At 62.6% G+C, this 16,574-nt stretch carries 16 protein-coding genes and 1 tRNA gene; 11 read left to right on the top strand and 6 right to left on the bottom strand.

The annotated features are described in order from the left end of the window. Positions 1–205 precede the first annotated feature (205 nt). Positions 206–1,186 (top strand): nitronate monooxygenase family protein, encoded by a 981-nt coding sequence (locus RMN99_RS10675; RefSeq protein ID WP_309623302.1) that lies wholly within the window; start codon positions 206–208, stop codon positions 1,184–1,186. Here RMN99_RS10675 and RMN99_RS10680 read toward each other — a convergent pair. The 3 genes from RMN99_RS10680 to RMN99_RS10690 all read right to left on the bottom strand — a co-directional run bounded on the left by RMN99_RS10680 (position 1,183) and on the right by RMN99_RS10690 (position 3,105). Further along, entirely contained in the window at positions 1,183–1,725 is a 543-nt protein-coding gene (locus RMN99_RS10680; RefSeq protein WP_309623303.1) for an AHH domain-containing protein, read from the bottom strand. The two genes, RMN99_RS10675 and RMN99_RS10680, sit on opposite strands and share 4 nt — an antisense overlap. A gap of 29 nt (positions 1,726–1,754) precedes the next feature. Then, positions 1,755–2,366, bottom strand: coding sequence for a hypothetical protein (locus tag RMN99_RS10685; RefSeq protein WP_309623304.1), 612 nt, complete (start codon positions 2,364–2,366; stop codon positions 1,755–1,757). Positions 2,367–2,619: 253 nt separating this feature from the next. Next, positions 2,620–3,105 (bottom strand): NAD(P)H-dependent oxidoreductase, encoded by a 486-nt coding sequence (locus tag RMN99_RS10690; protein ID WP_309623305.1) that lies wholly within the window; start codon positions 3,103–3,105, stop codon positions 2,620–2,622. Between the two features lie 81 nt (positions 3,106–3,186). Here RMN99_RS10690 and recJ point away from each other — a divergent pair, with 81 nt between their 5' ends. From recJ to RMN99_RS10710, 4 genes are all read left to right on the top strand, one after another. Next, a complete protein-coding gene (gene recJ / locus RMN99_RS10695; protein ID WP_309623306.1) occupies positions 3,187–4,971 on the top strand; it encodes a single-stranded-DNA-specific exonuclease RecJ in 1,785 nt (594 codons plus the stop codon). A gap of 17 nt (positions 4,972–4,988) precedes the next feature. Then, positions 4,989–5,372, top strand: a complete 384-nt coding sequence (locus RMN99_RS10700; protein WP_309623307.1) for a VOC family protein — start codon at positions 4,989–4,991, stop codon at positions 5,370–5,372. A 73-nt stretch (positions 5,373–5,445) separates the two neighbouring features. Beyond that, positions 5,446–5,520: transfer RNA gene (locus RMN99_RS10705), tRNA-Glu, on the top strand. 96 nt (positions 5,521–5,616) lie between these two features. Beyond that, complete coding sequence (locus RMN99_RS10710) at positions 5,617–6,801, top strand: ATP-binding protein (protein WP_309623308.1); 1,185 nt, start codon at positions 5,617–5,619, stop codon at positions 6,799–6,801. Here the strand turns inward: RMN99_RS10710 and RMN99_RS10715 are convergent, their stop codons facing one another. Then, positions 6,802–7,470, bottom strand: a complete 669-nt coding sequence (locus RMN99_RS10715) for a DUF2490 domain-containing protein (protein WP_309623309.1) — start codon at positions 7,468–7,470, stop codon at positions 6,802–6,804. It lies immediately after the preceding gene. A gap of 186 nt (positions 7,471–7,656) precedes the next feature. Here RMN99_RS10715 and RMN99_RS10720 point away from each other — a divergent pair, with 186 nt between their 5' ends. From RMN99_RS10720 to phoB, 6 genes are read left to right on the top strand one after another with little or no spacing between them, the layout of a single operon-like run. Further along, positions 7,657–8,703 carry a substrate-binding domain-containing protein gene (locus tag RMN99_RS10720; protein ID WP_309623310.1) on the top strand — a complete coding sequence of 349 codons (1,047 nt, stop codon included), beginning with the start codon at positions 7,657–7,659 and terminating at the stop codon, positions 8,701–8,703. Between the two features lie 11 nt (positions 8,704–8,714). Continuing rightward, positions 8,715–10,106, top strand: coding sequence for a phosphate ABC transporter permease subunit PstC (gene pstC / locus RMN99_RS10725; RefSeq protein ID WP_309623311.1), 1,392 nt, complete (start codon positions 8,715–8,717; stop codon positions 10,104–10,106). Then, positions 10,099–11,352, top strand: coding sequence for a phosphate ABC transporter permease PstA (gene pstA / locus RMN99_RS10730; protein ID WP_309623312.1), 1,254 nt, complete (start codon positions 10,099–10,101; stop codon positions 11,350–11,352). Before pstC ends, pstA begins: the two co-directional genes overlap by 8 nt. 1 nt (position 11,353) lies before the next feature. Beyond that, complete coding sequence (gene pstB / locus RMN99_RS10735) at positions 11,354–12,139, top strand: phosphate ABC transporter ATP-binding protein PstB (RefSeq protein ID WP_309623313.1); 786 nt, start codon at positions 11,354–11,356, stop codon at positions 12,137–12,139. 1 nt (position 12,140) lies between these two features. Then, a complete protein-coding gene (gene phoU / locus RMN99_RS10740) occupies positions 12,141–12,824 on the top strand; it encodes a phosphate signaling complex protein PhoU (RefSeq protein WP_309623314.1) in 684 nt (227 codons plus the stop codon). Positions 12,825–12,826: 2 nt separating this feature from the next. Next, a complete protein-coding gene (gene phoB / locus RMN99_RS10745) occupies positions 12,827–13,516 on the top strand; it encodes a phosphate regulon transcriptional regulator PhoB (RefSeq protein WP_309623315.1) in 690 nt (229 codons plus the stop codon). Between the two features lie 2 nt (positions 13,517–13,518). On the opposite strand, the gene RMN99_RS10750 is transcribed toward phoB, so the two are convergent. Together RMN99_RS10750 and RMN99_RS10755 are read right to left on the bottom strand one after the other, a co-directional pair. Continuing rightward, complete coding sequence (locus RMN99_RS10750) at positions 13,519–14,523, bottom strand: ParA family protein (protein ID WP_309623316.1); 1,005 nt, start codon at positions 14,521–14,523, stop codon at positions 13,519–13,521. A 73-nt stretch (positions 14,524–14,596) separates the two neighbouring features. Beyond that, positions 14,597–16,574, bottom strand: a 1,978-nt coding sequence (locus RMN99_RS10755; RefSeq protein ID WP_309623317.1) for an OB-fold nucleic acid binding domain-containing protein, incomplete at its 5' end; no start/stop codon positions are given.

Consider the following 16,574-nt stretch of genomic DNA (forward strand, 5'->3'; position numbering starts at 1 on the left):
GCTGCGCAGCTCGCGCGCCGAATTTTTTTCTCCACCCTGTCACGCAACCCGGAAAAAACCGCTCTTACGCCCGGAATTCCCACGTTTCCGCCGTGTTGGAAGAAGCGGACTCGGTGTCAACTGTGTCAACTTGGCCTCGCCTCTCGACAGCGGCCAATGCGTCTCATAAGAAAACCAAAATCAACAGACAGGATAACCCCGAGAGATGCCGCTTCCCGCCCCGTTCGATCGTTTGCGTCTGCCCGTTATCGGCTCTCCGCTGTTCATCATTTCCGGCCCCGAACTGGTGATTGCCCAGTGCAAGGCGGGGATTATCGGCAGTTTCCCGGCGCTCAACGCGCGGCCTTCGGGGGTGCTGGATGAATGGCTGCACCAGATCACCGAGGAGCTGGCGGCGCACAACCGTGACAATCCCGATGCGCCGGCCGCGCCCTATGCGGTCAACCAGATCGTTCACAAATCGAACAACCGGCTGGAAGAAGATATCGAGGTCTGCGCCAAGTGGCAGGTGCCGATGACGATCACCTCGCTGGGGGCGCGCGAAGATCTCAACAATGCGGTCCACGCCTGGGGCGGGATCGTGCTGCACGATGTGATCAATGACCGGTTTGCGCGCAAAGCGATCGAAAAGGGCGCGGACGGGCTGATCCCGGTGGCGGCCGGCGCGGGCGGGCATGCCGGGGTGCTCTCGCCCTTCGCGATGATGCAGGAAATCCGCCAGTGGTTCAAAGGACTGGTGGCGCTGTCAGGCGCGATCGCCTGCGGCCGTTCGATCCTGGCGGCGCAGGCGATGGGGGCGGATTTCGCCTATATCGGCTCACCCTGGATCGCGACCAAGGAAGCCAATGCCCAGCAAGGGTACAAGGATGCGATCGTTGCGGGCCGGGCCAATGATATTGTCTATTCCAACCTGTTCACCGGGGTCCACGGCAACTACCTGCGCCCGTCGATCATCGCCGCCGGGATGGACCCCGAAAACCTGCCGCAAAGCGATCCCAGCGCGATGAATTTCGGCTCGGGCGGCAACACCGAAGCCAAGGCGTGGAAAGACATCTGGGGTTCGGGCCAGGGGATCGGCGCGGTCGACGCGGTGGATTCGGTGGCCGACCGGGTCGAGAAGCTGGAAGCCGAATACAATCAGGCGCGCGGCGAACTGGCCGAGAAGGCGCGGATGGCGCTGGCCTAGGGTCCAAGCGGCGCGGTGGCTGGCCATAGCAGATCGGCCATCGCGTCCAGCTCGCTGAAATCGAGCCCGCTGCCGAGCGGATCGCGGCGGTTGAGCTGCAAGCGGCGTTGCTGGTCGAGCAATTCGCGGCGCAGGGCGTGCTGCAGCTGTTCGAGCCCGTGATAGGCTTCGCGCAGGGCAATCTCGGGGGCTTGGAGGCGATGCGCGGCCCAGCCCGCCTCGATCCCGCCGACCCGTTCGATCACCATCGCGTTGTAATCGCGGTGCGGCCCGCGGTGCAGCGGCAGGCCGATCCGCACCGCCGCCTGATCATTCGCCGGCAGCAGCAGGCCATTGCGGCGAAAATCGTCAAAATCGATGCGTTCGCGGCCCAGCGCGCTGAACAGCGAGACGAAACAGCCGCGCGTCAGGATCTGGCGCGGCAACAGATGATGGCGCTGCATGCCCGGCTCGTAACCTGGACGATCACGGCGGTTGACCGCGCGAAACGTCAGCCGGGTGCGCGGCGCGACCTGCTGAATTGAGCCGGTGTGTTCCAATGTTGCTGCTTTCGACCCCCGGTTTGCAGCTATCGTCTGACGGTCACCCGCAACCAGCGCGCGTCTGGCATTGGCGCTACATCGATCACTTCACCATCAGGGCCGGTGAACTGATGCGGCAATGCCAGCGGTTCGATTTCGATCAGGGCGTGGATCAGCCGCACGGCGATCCGGGCGAAATCGGCCGCACCAAGCCGGGCATCGGGAGCAAAGCGCAGTTCCTGCCCGGTCATCAAGGCCAGGCCGCGGGTATAGATCGAACCATCGCTGTCGCGTTCCAGGGTAGTCAGCCCCAGCGCCGGGAACGGCCCTCCGGCAAGCCACTTTCCGACAACCTTCTGGAAGTAGACCGGTGTCATCCAGGCATGGGCCGGCCGCCAGACAGCCGAAAGGACCCCGGGCAAGGTGCACAAGCGCGCACCAATCCCGGCCAGGACGCGGACCACCGGCTGCATCCCGGGCGCATCATCAAGGTGCGGGCCGGCCGCCAGGGTGATCACTTCACCAGCAGGCGCTGCAAGCAAGCCGAGCAGCGTGCCCGGTGCGGGTTGCGGTGCAGTTGGCCCCGGGGCAAGGCCAGCACAATCGAACGTCAGCCCCATGGCGAGGAGTTCAGCCCAGCCGTGATCTGCCGGCGCCACATGGCTGACCGCGAAGCCGACACCCTCTGCGCTGCTGTCAGCCAGAGTAAACAGAGCATCGGCATCGGGCCTGCAGCCCTGTTCAAAGACCAGCGAAAGTATAGCCCCCGCCGACGCTCCAGCATTTGCATCATGTGCGGTTATGACACATCCCTCCGCCCCGTGAGCAGGACTTGTGACATCTTTTCATCGTATTCGTCGAGTCTTCCGGCTCCAATCTCTTCGAAATCGGATCAATCTGCCATCCGGTCCGTCAGAATATGCCCGCGCGCAGCCCTTCGGCGAGCGCTTCGCCAAGCGCAGCGCACTGCACCAGTACTTGCGCAGCGGGATGCTTGGGGGCAGCAATTTCTTCGGGTGTCTGGGCCGCGGTGTTGACGATCAGGGGTGGTGCCACCCTGCGCAGACGCCAGCCGGTGACGATCCGGTCAAGCTGCGCCTGCGCGCCCTGCCCGGCGCTGCCCGCAGCGATGATACTGGCATAAGGCCGGCCTTCGATCCGCCCAAGCAGCGGATAATAGCAGCGATCGAGCATTTCCTTCATCGCGCCACTCAGCGATCCGAGGTTCTCTGGCCCGACAAAAAGATATCCGCCGGCCGCCAGAAAATCGGCCGGCGTCGCCGTGTCTGCGGCCAGCAGGTGCACCGCAGCGCCCCCAGCTTTGGCGGCGGCTGCGGCCATGGCGCGGCTGGCGCCGGTCCGGCTGTGCCAGACTATCAGGAGAGTCTGCTCGGTCATCATCCGAAGTTATGCCATGGCTGGTGCAGCTTTCAAACTACCGGCGCTTTCATTGCCGCTGCGGTGTTGCTAGCAGGAACCATGTCCGCACCACCTGCTTCGATCCTCGGCCTTGACCGTTCGCTGGGCGGACGCACCTGGCGCTGGCGCGGCGGCAACATGGACCTGGGCAGTGGTTCAAGTCTCGATCACGACCTGATTACCCAGCTGCTGCTGGCCCGCGGGGTTGAGCCGCACGAGATTGACCGGCATCGCAACCCGTCGCTGCGCGCGTTCCTGCCCGATCCTTCGATCTTCCAGGATATGGACAAGGCCGCAGCGCGGCTTGCCGATGCGGTGATCAGCGGTGAAGCGATCACCGTTTACGGCGATTATGATGTGGACGGCGCAACCAGTGCCGCCCTGCTGATCCGCCTGTTGCGCGCCCTGGGCCGGGAGGCAGGGCATTACATCCCCGACCGCCTGCTCGAAGGTTACGGACCCTCGGGCGAGGCTTTGGTGAAAATTGCCGAGCGCGGCGCGCGGCTGATCGTGACGGTCGATTGCGGCGCAATGGCGCATGAAGCCCTGGCGATGGCGGCTGATGCCGGGGTCGAGGTGATCGTCGTCGATCACCACAAATGCTCGGCCGAGCTGCCGCGTACCGTGGCGCTGGTCAATCCCAACCGGCTCGACGAAAGCCCCGAGGCAGCTCGCTATGGCCACCTCGCCGCGGTGGGCGTTGCCTTTCTGCTCGCCATTGCCACGGTGCGCGAACTGCGCGGCCGGGCCTTCTTCGCCGAACGCGCCGAGCCCGATCTGTTTGCGCTGCTCGATCTCGTCGCGCTGGGCACCGTTGCCGATATGGCGGCGCTGCATGGGCTGAACCGCGCGCTGGTTGCGCAGGGCCTCAAGGTGATGGCACGGCGCGACGGGGTGGGGATGTCCGCGCTGATCGATGCCAGCCGGCTGACCCGCGCACCAGCCAGTTCCGACCTTGGCTTTGCGCTGGGTCCGCGGATCAATGCTGGCGGGCGCGTGGGCGAAGCGACGCTGGGGGTGCGGCTGCTGACCACCGAGGACGAAGACGAGGCCCGCACGATCGCCGCGCAGCTTTCCACACTGAACGAGGAACGCCGCGCGATCGAGGCCGCCGTGCAGGAAGCCGCCGAGGCCCAGCTGGCCACCCAGCACAATCGCGCGGTGGTGATCTTGTCCGGGGCTGGTTGGCACCCTGGCGTGATCGGCATCGTCGCCGGACGGATCAAGGAGAAGACCGGCAAACCGGCGCTGGTGATCGCACTCGATGCCGATGAGCACGGCAATGGCAAGGGCTCGGGCCGATCGATCTCCGGGGTCGATCTGGGCGCCGCGATCATCGCCGCGCGCGAAGCCGGGCTGCTGATTGCCGGCGGCGGGCACGCGATGGCCGCAGGTTTGACCATCGCCCCGGGCAAGCTCGATGCCTTAAGCGAATGGCTCGACGCGCGGCTTGGCGGCGATGTTGCGCGGGCCAGCGCCAATCAGGCTCTGCTGCTCGATCTGGCCGTGGCCCCGGGCGGGCTGGTGCCATCATTGGTCGAAACGCTTGAGAGCGCCGGACCCTATGGCATCGGCTGGCCCGGACCGCGCATCGCGGTGGGGCCGGTGCGGATGGTCAAGGCCGATCTGGTTGGCACCGACCACGTCCGGATCATCGTCCGGGGCGATGATGGGGCAAGCTTCAAGGGAATTGCCTTTCGCGCGGCCAGCACCGAGATGGGCCAGGCCTTGCTGCACGCCACGCACCACCGCAAACTGTGGCTGGCGGGCCGCGCCAAGATCGACGATTGGTCAAACCGGCCGCAGGCGGAACTGCATATCGAGGATGCGGCCTACGCCGATTGACCGGGGGAGGAGGAGCGATGTTCAGCCACGTAACGCTAGGCACCAACGACTGGGCCCGGGCGCGCCCGTTCTGGACCGCGGTGATGGCGGTGCTGGATCATCCGGTGCTGTTCGAACACCCCGGCGGGATCGCCTTTGGCCTGCCCAATGGCCCCAAGACTTTCGTCGGCCCAACCTTCGACCGGCAACCGGCAGCACCCGGCAATGGGGTTCACGTTGCCTATCTGGTGGCTAGCCGCGCCGCAGTTGACGCCTTCCATGGCGCGGCTATGGCCCACGGCGGCAGCGATGAAGGCGCACCGGGACTGCGCCCGCACTACCATCCAAACTACTACGGCGCCTATGTCCGTGATCCCGATGGAAACAAGCTTCAGGCCGTCTGTCATTCCTCAAAGGGATGATTAGCGCCTTAGCACTTGACCCACCATGGCTGCTTGCATAAAGGCGCACTCCTGCCCACGGCGCAGCCGGTGCGGCCCCTTCGTCCAGTGGTTAGGACGCGGCCCTTTCACGGCTGAAACACGGGTTCGAATCCCGTAGGGGTCACCATCGCCGCGCGCCGTGGGCATTTTCATTCAGATCGCTGCAGGCAAGCGCCGTGAACGATTGGCACGGCGCGTTTCCCGTCCTATCACCCGGCTTCGGATGCGCGCCAACCTCACCCCTTCCTATCCAGCCATCGCACTGGCGCTGCTGACCGGCGGCGGGATGTTGCTGGCCGGCGCTTCGTCCTGGCTGGTCGTGGCGGTGGTTGTGCTGTGGCTGGGCTCGCTGTGGCTGACGGCACCCGAACCGGAAATCGTGCCCGAACGGATCGATGCCGCCGATATCTCGCGCGATGCGATCCATGAAACGCTGGCGCCGCTCGGCCAGCCGCTGCTGCTGCTTGAAGGCACCCGCATCGTCGAGGCAAACCGCGCCGCGCGCACCGCGCTGGGCGATCACATCGGTGGGCAGGACGCGCGCATCGCGCTGCGCCATCCCGATGCCATGCGGCTGATCGAAGCGCCCGATGGCACCAGCGTCGCGATCCCCGGTTTCACTGGCACGCGCACCCTGTGGCAGCTGACCCGCCGTGATGTTGGGCCGGACCGCTGGATTATCGAACTGGCCGACCGGACGGCCGAATCGGATATCGGCCGCGCCCATACCGATTTCGTCGCCAATGCCAGCCACGAGCTGCGCACTCCGCTGGCGTCGATCATCGGCTATGCCGAAACGCTGAAGGACGATGCCGCGCTCGATGCTGACACCCGCCAGCGCTTTACCGGGATCATCGAGCGCGAGGCCCAGCGCATGCTCTCGCTGGTCGAGGATCTGATGACGCTGAGTCATGTCGAGGCCGAAAAGCATGATCGCCCGCGCGAACCGCTCGACCTTGGTCAGCTGGCAGCGCGCGTGGTGGGCGAGGTTTCGACGCTCAAGGGCAAGGAGCGGGTCGAACTGGCCGCGGCCGAGCCGGGTTTGTCGGTGCTGGGCGATGCCGGGCAGCTGGAACAACTGCTGCGCAACCTGATCGACAATGCGCTCAAATATGGCGGGCCCGATACCCCGGTCAGCGTCTCTGCCATGCGCGACGACCACGGTCGCGCGATACTGACAGTGTCCGATCGCGGCCCCGGTATTGCCCCTGAGCATCTGCCGCACCTGACCCGGCGCTTTTACCGCACTGATCCAGGGCGCAGCCGGGCGTCGGGTGGCACTGGACTCGGGCTGGCAATCGTCAAGCATATCGTCGAACGGCACCTGGGCGAACTCGGCATTACCAGCGCGCTGGGCGAAGGCACAAAGATCAGCGTGACCCTGCCCCTCGCCCCGTTGCGCGAATAATCAGAACGACGCGCTTAATCCCAAGGTCAGCACATGATCATCGGTATCGGGCGCACCGCTGACGAAACCGTGCTGGTTGAGATAGCCGAATTCCATGCTGACCTTCTTGGACAGCGGCACACCGACTGAAACCGACGTGCGGATGCGGTCGAGCCCGTCCTTGGTCTGGAACCCGGTGTTGTTGAGATTGAAGAACGGTTCGGCCGCGACGGAAATGGTCGCCTTGCCGGTGAGCGGGGTCGACGCTTTGAGCTGCGGGCGCAGACGCCAACCGGTGCCAGCCAGCCCTTCGCGCCAGCGCTCCTCAAGCCGGACCCGTCCGCTGAACTTGATCTTCCCGGCCTTGGCAAAGCCATCGAAGTTAATCTGCTGGCGAAAACGGTGTTCGCGCCGGGTGAAGGTGCCGTGGTTGTATTGCGGGTCGAAAGTATAGCCGAGCCACACGGTGGTGACCTTGCTGACTTTCTTGCCCAGCATGACATTGTTCTCAAGCTCATAAAAACCCTTGGCATCGCTCGATCGGAACACCGTTTCGTTCTGCACCTTGAAGCCATCGGGCAGCGCAACGTTGACGGTCACCGTCTGCCAGTACTGGGTATCGTCCGCCAATGCGGGGGCGGCAAGGCCGCAGGCGGCTGCGAACAGCACCGGTTTGATGAGTGTACGCATTGAACGAAGTCCCTCCAGAAATTGCGATTCGAAGCGGCTCTATTACGGCCGTGTGACACATTCGTGACGCTGTGCGGCACCGGTATGACCGCACTGCGACAAGGTCCGTTTGACTGCATCATGTCACGCAACTGTCACACAAGCCGTCCACTTGGCGGTCAACTAACGCCAAGTGGAGCGATTCGCATGACCAGAAAATCTATCCTTGCCCTTACCTCAGTCATTGCCGCTTCGGCTATGCTTGCCGCATGCGGCGGCGGTGCCAGTGGGTCACGCGATCAGGTCCGCGCTGTCGGTTCTTCGACGGTCTATCCCTTCGCCAAGGCGGTGGCCGATGCCCTGAGCAAGTCGAACCCGGCGATCAAATCGGCGATTGTCGAAGCGACCGGGACGGGCGCGGGCATGAAGTTGTTCTGCGCCGGGGTTGGCGCGCAGCACCCCGATATCGAAAACGCCTCGCGCCGCATGAAGAAGAGCGAGTTCGAAGGCTGCGTGAAGAACGGCGTCGACAAGATCGTCGAAGTGCAGGTTGGCCTTGATGGCGTCGCCTTTGCCGAAGCCAAGGGCGGCCTCGGCCTCAAGCTGACCCCCGAAGACGTTTACAAGGCGCTGGCCGCCAACCCCTATGGCAAGCCCAACACCGCCAAGACCTGGAAAGACGTGAACCCGGCGTTCCCGGCCGAACCGATCCTCGTTTACGGTCCGCCCAGCACTTCGGGCACGCGCGATGCGCTGAAAGAACTGATCCTGACCAAGGGTTGCGATGCCAATGCCGAAATGAAGGCGCTGAAGGACAGCGACAAGGACAAGCACGACAAGGTCTGCGGCGAAGTGCGCGGCGATGGCGCCTATGTCGATTCGGGTGAAAACGACAACCTGATCGTCCAGAAGCTGGAAGCCAACGCCAAGGCGATTGGCATCTTCGGCTTTTCGTACCTTGAAGAAAACGCCGACAAGCTGATCGGCCTGACGATGAACGGCATCACACCGACCTACGCCACGATTTCGGACTTCAGCTATCCCGGTGCCCGCCCGCTCTACATCTACGTCAAGGCCGCGCATCTCGATGCGATCAAGGGACTGCGCGAATATGTCGCCGAATGGGCCAAGAGCTGGGGCAAAGATGGCCTGCTCGCCAAGCAGGGCATGGTCGTCGCACCCGAAGATGTTCTGTCCAGGAATGCCAAGGTCGCAGCCGAATTCACTTTGCTCGATGGCAGCGAACTGAAGTAAACGCGCTACCCATGTCACCAGCCATTCCGATTCTGCTAGCGCTTGCGCTGGGCCTTGTCGGCTGGCTGGTGGCACGCGGCCGCGCCTGGACCATGCGCCGGATCGCGCGCGAAGCCGGGCGCGACCTGCATTCGCTGCCCAGCTATCATGCCTGGTACGTGGCGCTGTGGATTGTGGTCCCGGCGCTGCTGTTTGCCCTGGCCTGGGCGTCGATCAGCCCCAATCTGGTGCTGGCCCAGGTGCTGGCCGATCCGGCCGCAGTTAAGTTGCCGGCGTTCGGCTTCCAGCGCGATACGATCCTTGCCGAAGCCCGCGCATTGGCCGCCGGTTCGGGCGATGCGGTGTTCAACCAGCAGGCCCGCCCGCTGATCGAACCGTTCCGTTCGGCCATGCAGCGGTTCGGCATAATCGGCACGGTGCTTACGCTGCTGCTCGGTTTTGCCGGCGGTGCTTTCGGTTTTCTGCGGATGCGCCCCGATTTCAAGGCCCGCACCAGCGTCGAACGCGCCGTCATGGGCGGCTTGCTCGCGGCCTCACTTGCGGCGATCTTCACCACCGCCGGGATCGTCGCCTCGCTGGCGTTTGAGACGGTGCGGTTCTTCCAGTTCGTGAACCCGCTCGATTTCCTGTTTGGCACCCATTGGGGCCCGGATTCAATGGCGACACCCACCCAGGGCGTGGAAACCAACTACGGCGCCTTACCGCTGTTTTGGGGCACGCTGTTCATCGGCGCGATCATCGCCATGCTGGTGTCGATCCCGCTGGGCATGATGAGCGCAATTTTCCTGACGCAATATGCCACCCCAACGCTGCGCCGCTGGATGAAGCCGATCCTTGAGATTCTCGCGGGCGTGCCAACCGTGGTCTATGGCTATTTCGCCGCGCTCACCGTCGCCCCGCTGATCCGCGATTTCGGCACGGCGATCGGCATTTCCAGCGCATCGAGCGAAAGCGGGATGGCGGCGGGGCTGGTGATGGGGATCATGATCATTCCCTTCGTCTCCTCAATGGCGGATGACAGCATCGCCGCGGTGCCGCAATCGCTGCGCGATGGCAGCCTGGCAATGGGTGCCACCAAAAGCGAAACGATCCGCCGGGTGCTGCTGCCCGCCGCGCTACCGGGGATTGTTGCGGGCATCATGCTCGCCGTCAGCCGCGCGATCGGCGAGACGATGATCGTGGTGATGGCCGCCGGTGCCACCGCGCGACTGACCGCCAATCCGTTCGAATCGATGACCACGGTTACCTACCAGATCGTTGCCATGCTGACCGGCGAAGGCAGTTTCGATCACCCCGCCACGCTGTCAGCCTTCGCGCTCGGCATGGTGCTGTTCATCGTCACATTCCTGCTCAACTACATCGCGCTGCGCGTGGTGAAACGGTTCCGTGAAGCTTATGACTGATAGCGCCGCTGCCCTTACCCGCGATCAGCGCATCGCCGCCCGGCTGGCCAGTCGCCACGCTTCCGAGCTGCGTTTCAAGGCACTGGGCTTCTTCGCCGTCGCGCTGTCCGCGCTGGTCCTGGCCTTCCTGCTGGTCACCATGACGTCGAATGCGGTCGGCGGTTTCAAACGCGCCGAAGTGCACTTCCCGCTCGATCTGTCGGGCGGTTTGCTGACGGTCGATCCGGCGCAGCTCAACGGCGATGATCCCTTGCGCGTGCTGGAGGGCGCTGGCCTGCGCGATGTGGTGCAGTTCGCCGCGGCGAAAGCGCTGGGCGACAAAGCGGCGGCTGAGATCGACAGCGAAGGCTGGCGCGAAGTGGCCGATCAGATCGTCTCAAAGCCGGCGCTGCTTAACACCACCTTTGACGTATCGGTTGCTGCCAGTGACGATCTGGCATCGGGCCTGCGCGGTGAAGGCCAGCCGGCGATCGTCGCGATGGCGCGCGATCTAGCAGGCAAGGGCCAGCTTCATACCGCGCTTGATCTTGGTTTCCTGACCCGTTCGGATGCCACCAGCCCGCAGTCGGTGGGGATCTGGGGCGCGCTCAAGGGCTCGATGCTGACCATGCTGGTCACGCTTGCTCTGGCCTTTCCGATCGGCGTGTTTACGGCGGTCTATCTCGAAGAATTTGCCGCGCGCAATCGCTGGACCGATCTGATCGAAGTGTCGATCAACAACCTGGCTGCGGTTCCCTCGATCATCTTCGGCCTGCTTGGGCTGGCGGTGTTCCTTGGGGTGTTTCCATACTGGCGCTCGGCACCGGTGATCGGCGGAATGACACTGGCCTTGATGACCATGCCGGTGATCGTCATTTCCGGCCGCAATGCGATCAAGGCCGTGCCGCCGTCAATCCGCGATGCCGCGCTCGCCATTGGCGCCAGCCGGGTCCAGACAGTGTTCCACCACGTGCTTCCCCTTGCTCTCCCCGGCATTCTCACCGGCACCATCATCGGCATGGCCCGCGCGCTGGGTGAAACCGCGCCGCTGCTGATGATCGGGATGAAAGCCTTCGTCGCCACCCCGCCCGATGGCTTTACCTCGCCCAGTTCGGTATTGCCGGTGCAGATATTCCTGTGGTCGGACGAAATCGACCGCGGTTTTGTCGAACGCACTTCTGCAGCCATCATTGTACTGCTGCTGTTCCTGCTGGTGATGAATTCCATCGCCATCTACCTTCGCAACCGATTTGAGAACCGCTGGTAAGATGACCAATTTCCACGAACTTGATCCCGTCAAGGCGCGCATCGCGGCGCGCGGCGTTTCCGTGTTCTATGGCGACAAGAAAGCGATCGATGATGTCTCGATCGACATCGCCGACGAATATGTCACCGCTTTCATCGGCCCCTCGGGCTGCGGCAAAAGCACGTTTCTGCGCACGCTCAACCGGATGAACGACACCATCCCCGGCGCGCGCGTCGAAGGCGAGATCACGCTCGATGGACAAGACATCTACAAATCGGGAATGGATGTGGTCCATCTGCGCGCACGCGTCGGCATGGTGTTCCAGAAACCCAACCCGTTCCCCAAGTCGATCTATGAAAACGTTGCCTACGGCCCGCGCATCCATGGTCTTACCGCGAGCAAGAGCGAACTCGACGAGGCGGTTGAGCGTAGCCTTAAACGCGCCGGACTGTGGGATGAAGTCAAGGACCGGCTGGCCGAAAGCGGCACCGCACTATCGGGCGGCCAGCAGCAGCGCTTGTGCATTGCCCGGGCGATCGCGGTGGAACCCGAAGTGATCCTGATGGACGAACCGTGCTCGGCGCTTGATCCGATCGCCACCGCCCGGATCGAGGAACTGATCGCCGAACTGCGCGGACGCTATGCCATCGTCATCGTCACCCATTCGATGCAGCAAGCCGCACGCGTCTCGCAACGCACCGCCTTCTTCCACCTCGGCAGGATGGTCGAATACGGCAAGACATCCGATATCTTCACCAACCCCAAGGAAGAACGGACCAAGGACTACATCACCGGAAGGTACGGCTAGGATGGCGCACGAACATACCGTCAAGGCATTCGACGAAGAGATCACCAAGCTGCGCGGGCTGATCGCCGAAATGGGCGGGCTGGCCGAAGTCTCGATGGCCGAGGCGATGGAAGCGCTGGTCAAGGGCAACCTCGATCTCACCGCGCAAGTGCTTGAGCGCGACAAGCGGATCGATGCGATGGAAGCCGAGATTGACCGGCTGGCGGTGCGGATCATCGCGCTGCGCGCACCGATGGCGGACGATCTGCGCGAAGTGATTGCGGCACTGAAAATCGCCGGGGTGATTGAGCGGATCGGCGATTATTCCAAGAACATCGCCAAAAGCGCGCACAAGATCGAAGGACGCAAGCACTTCGAGCCGCTGACGCTGGTCCCTGCCATGGCCGATGTCGCGCGCGGCATGGTCCACGATGTGATGACCGCCTATGCCGCGCGCGATCCGTTGCTGGCCAAGGCCGTGGTCGAACGCGACGAACTGGTCGATGCATTCTACGAATCGCTGTTCCGCAACCTGGTCAGCCACATGATGGAAAACCCCAAGACGATCTCCAGTGCGGCGCAGCTGCTGTTCGTGGCGCGCAACATCGAACGGATCGGCGATCACGCCACCAACGTGGCCGAGATGGTCTATTACGCCGCGACCGGGGTCTACCTGACCGACAAGGAAGAGAAGGCGGGCGCCTGATCATGACCGCCCCCCGCCTGCTCCTCGTCGAGGACGATCCCGCGCTGGCCGAATTGCTCGAGTTCCGGTTCCGCAACGAAGGCTACCAGGTGCGGGTCACGTCCGATGGCGACGAAGCGCTGCTGCTGGCGGCCGAGGAAGCCCCCGATCTGGTGGTGCTTGACTGGATGATCGAGGGCACCAGCGGGATCGAGGTCTGCCGCCGCCTGCGCAAGGACAAGGCCACCGCGCACGTCCCGATCATCATGCTGACCGCGCGCGGGGCCGAGGATGACAGGATCCGCGGGCTCGATACCGGAGCCGACGATTACCTGACCAAGCCGTTCAGTCCGCGCGAACTGCTGGCCCGCGTCAAAGCGATCCTGCGCCGGATCCGCCCGGCGCTGGCGGGCGAAGTGCTGGTGGTGGGCGATCTGACGCTTGATGCAACCGCGCACAAGGTGATGCGCAGCGGCAAGGTGCTGGCGCTTGGCCCGACCGAATTCCGCCTGCTCAAGCATTTCATGGAGCATCCCGGGCGCGTGTTCTCGCGCGGCCAGCTACTCGATGCGGTATGGGGCAACGAAAGCGATATCGAACAGCGCACGGTGGACGTCCACATCCGCCGTCTGCGCAAGGGGATCGAAGTCGAAGGCGGCGCTGATCTGGTGCGGACGGTCAGATCTGCGGGCTATTCGCTGGAAGCAGTTTGAAATTAGAAATCTGGATCGATGACCTGTTCCAGCGTCTCGACTATGCCTTCAAAATATTTGGCACTATCTCTTGCCTTTTTGATGTGAGCGCCGATCAACCCATCTGATCCGTTGCAGTAGAATATAGGCTTCTTTGCGTCCATTGAATATGGAATTAAACTATGCAGATTTGGAATTTGACCAAGATTCCACTCATCATTTTCCCAAAGCAGAACTTGCTTAATTGGCTTTAGTTTTTCGATAATATTTTTGTTGATGGCCGGGACCAATTCATTCCCATATATTTTCCATCCATTGGTCATTCCGGCGGAATTTGTCCGAATATTGTGCTGCTGTATGACGAATCCAAGATAGATTGGACTTCCGGCAGGAATCGAGATTTCAGTGTTTTTCCACGCAGCGTTGATCTGATTCCAGTCCTTTCGCCAAGAAACAAGTTTGTTTCCAAGGTTTTCGGTCCCCTGAATTGAAAATAAATCAGGGGCGACTGGAGTGATAAAATAGTCTGATGACGCGAGCACCGCCCGATTCAACGCACCGAGGTTTGGGCCAAGGTCTATCAAGACAATATCTGCGCTAATTTTCTCGGCTGCCCAGTGAATGTAGCGATGAATGGCTGATTGCGCGCGAATGTCTGGCTCGCTACCACCCTTTGCGGAATTCCAAGTATCACCTAGTCGATCTTCGAAGTCACTCAATCGGAGATCACCCGGGATAATATATAGATTTCCTTTTGAATTTATGACTTTTGACGGAGATCTGTTTCTGATATCCCCAGTTGTTTGATAGACAAGTTCTATATTACGAAATATACTGTTACCATCTTCTGACCACGACTTTTTAATGTCAGAATCTGATAGGCTATATGCAGTGAGATTGCATTGGCTGTCGCAATCAACCATTAGGACGGTATTGCCATCCTCAGCCAGAAGATGCGACACATGATACATGTATGTCGTTTTTCCGACACCGCCTTTGTTATTAAATATGCTGATGAAAGTCGTCATTTCTGTCTCCGTTCATACGGAACTATCGCCTCGCTCAACGGGACGCCAGCAGTAACTTCTTAAGTTTGCTATCTCAATGAAAATCCCGCGATTTCGGGATGACCCGCATATCGCGCGGATGGCCGCCACGGCTGCCCTGCACCGGGCGCAGCACGTGGTCGGCGCGGTCAACATGATGCGGCAATAGATCGTCTGACAACGCGTGCAACGCCGCCGTGGCATCGGTCAGGTGCTGGGCGATCACGTGGACCACCTCGTCATCGTATTCGACCCGGCCTTTCACTTCCATAAGCCGCGCGCCCATGATCACCTTGCGCTGTTTCTCCATCAGATCGGGCCAGATCACCAGGTTCACCACCCCGGTTTCATCCTCGAGCGTGATGAAGCACACTCCCTTGGCGCTGCCCGGGCGCTGGCGGATCAGCACCACGCCGGCCACCTGCACGCTGGAACGGTATTTGCGGGTGCGCAGGTCGCTCGCCCGGATGAACCCGCGATCGCCAAGGCTGGCGCGCAGGAAGGCCAGCGGGTGGGCCTTCAATGACAGCCGCTGGGTCTGGTAATCGGCCACCACCTCTTCCGATAGCGGCATCACCGGCAGGCGGGTGGGCGCCCTCTCCTCGCCCTGATCGCGCGCCTTGGCAGCGGCGAACAGCGGCAGATCGGGCGCGGCAATCAGGCTGCGCGCATCCCACAAGGCCTGCCGCCGGGTGAGATTCAGCGAGCCCATGCAATCCGCGCTGGCGAGCCCTTCGATCACGGCGGGGGAAAGCCCGGCCCGCTCCTGAAGCTCACGCACATCGCGATACGGGCCAGCCTCGCGCCCCGCCACGATCCGCGCCGCGGCAGCCTCAGGCAAGCCATCGACCTGCCGCAGGCCCATGCGGAGTGCCAGTTGGGGTTCACGCAAAGGCGCAAAGGGAAGGGAGGCGCGAAGGTGTTGCTCTGCGCCGCAGGCATTGCCTTTTTCTCGCGCCATTCCGCTTGTCGCGGCGTTCAGGATTGAGAGGGGCTTTGCCCCACGCACTGCCTCTTTGCGCCTTTGCTCTTTTGCGCCTTTGCGCGAACCCTCTTCTCCCTTTTGGGCCTCCGCACACCGCTCATCCTGAGCCTGTCGAAGGGCGCGTGGATCCACCTCTTCCAGCGTATTATCCCACATCGAACAGTTCACATCGACCGGCAGCACCGCCACCCCGTGCTCACGCGCATCGCGCACGATCTGCGCCGGGGCATAGAACCCCATCGGCTGCGAATTGAGCAAGGCCGCCGCGAAAGCCGCCGGATAATGGCATTTGAGCCATGACGAGACGTAAACCAGCAAGGCAAAGCTGGCGGCGTGGCTTTCGGGGAAACCATATTCGCCAAACCCCTTGATCTGGTTGAAACAGCGCACCGCAAAATCAGGATCATAGCCGCGCGCGATCATCCGGCCGACCATCAGCTCTTCCAGTTCCTCAAGGTTGCCGCGCGATCGGAAGGTGGCCATCGCCTTCCTCAACCGGTTGGCCTCACGCGATGAAAACTGCGCCGCATCAAGCGCGATCTTCATCGCCTGTTCCTGGAAGATCGGCACCCCCAGCGTGCGGCCCAGGATGCTGGTCAATTCGTCTGGCGGCCCGTGCGCGGCACCGGGTGCGGGGATTTCGACCCGCTCCGCACCGCGCCGCCGCTTGAGGAAGGGGTGGACCATATCGCCCTGGATCGGCCCCGGCCGCACGATCGCCACTTCAATCACCAGATCGTAGAAACAGCGCGGGCGCAGCCGCGGCAGCATGTTCATCTGCGCGCGGCTTTCGACCTGGAACACGCCCAGCGAATCCCCCTTGCACAGCATGTCGTAAACCGCCGGATCCTCACGCGGGACACTGGCCAGAATCAGATCGCGGCCGTGATGCGCGCTGAGCAGATCAAGGCATTTGCGGATGCAGGTCAGCATCCCCAGCGCCAGCACATCGACCTTGAGGATGCCCAGCGCGTCGATATCGTCCTTGTCCCATTCGATGAAGCTGCGCTCAGGCATCGCCCCGTTGCCGACCGGCACCGTCTCGATC

Origin of the sequence: Novosphingobium sp. (genome assembly GCF_031417815.1) — a bacterium.
Classification (GTDB): Bacteria; Pseudomonadota; Alphaproteobacteria; order Sphingomonadales; family Sphingomonadaceae; genus Novosphingobium.

Bases quoted from the DNA above. Each gene is read 5' to 3' on its own strand.
- RMN99_RS10675 (WP_309623302.1), top strand. From the start codon at position 206: ATGCCGCTTCCCGCCCCGTTCGATCGTTTGCGTCTGCCCGTTATCGGC.
- RMN99_RS10690 (WP_309623305.1), bottom strand. From the start codon at position 3,105: ATGACCGAGCAGACTCTCCTGATAGTCTGGCACAGCCGGACCGGCGCC.
- recJ (WP_309623306.1), top strand. From the start codon at position 3,187: ATGTCCGCACCACCTGCTTCGATCCTCGGCCTTGACCGTTCGCTGGGC.
- RMN99_RS10700 (WP_309623307.1), top strand. From the start codon at position 4,989: ATGTTCAGCCACGTAACGCTAGGCACCAACGACTGGGCCCGGGCGCGC.
- RMN99_RS10710 (WP_309623308.1), top strand. From the start codon at position 5,617: ATGCGCGCCAACCTCACCCCTTCCTATCCAGCCATCGCACTGGCGCTG.
- RMN99_RS10715 (WP_309623309.1), bottom strand. From the start codon at position 7,470: ATGCGTACACTCATCAAACCGGTGCTGTTCGCAGCCGCCTGCGGCCTT.
- RMN99_RS10720 (WP_309623310.1), top strand. From the start codon at position 7,657: ATGACCAGAAAATCTATCCTTGCCCTTACCTCAGTCATTGCCGCTTCG.
- pstC (WP_309623311.1), top strand. From the start codon at position 8,715: ATGTCACCAGCCATTCCGATTCTGCTAGCGCTTGCGCTGGGCCTTGTC.
- pstA (WP_309623312.1), top strand. From the start codon at position 10,099: ATGACTGATAGCGCCGCTGCCCTTACCCGCGATCAGCGCATCGCCGCC.
- pstB (WP_309623313.1), top strand. From the start codon at position 11,354: ATGACCAATTTCCACGAACTTGATCCCGTCAAGGCGCGCATCGCGGCG.
- phoU (WP_309623314.1), top strand. From the start codon at position 12,141: ATGGCGCACGAACATACCGTCAAGGCATTCGACGAAGAGATCACCAAG.
- phoB (WP_309623315.1), top strand. From the start codon at position 12,827: ATGACCGCCCCCCGCCTGCTCCTCGTCGAGGACGATCCCGCGCTGGCC.
- RMN99_RS10750 (WP_309623316.1), bottom strand. From the start codon at position 14,523: ATGACGACTTTCATCAGCATATTTAATAACAAAGGCGGTGTCGGAAAA.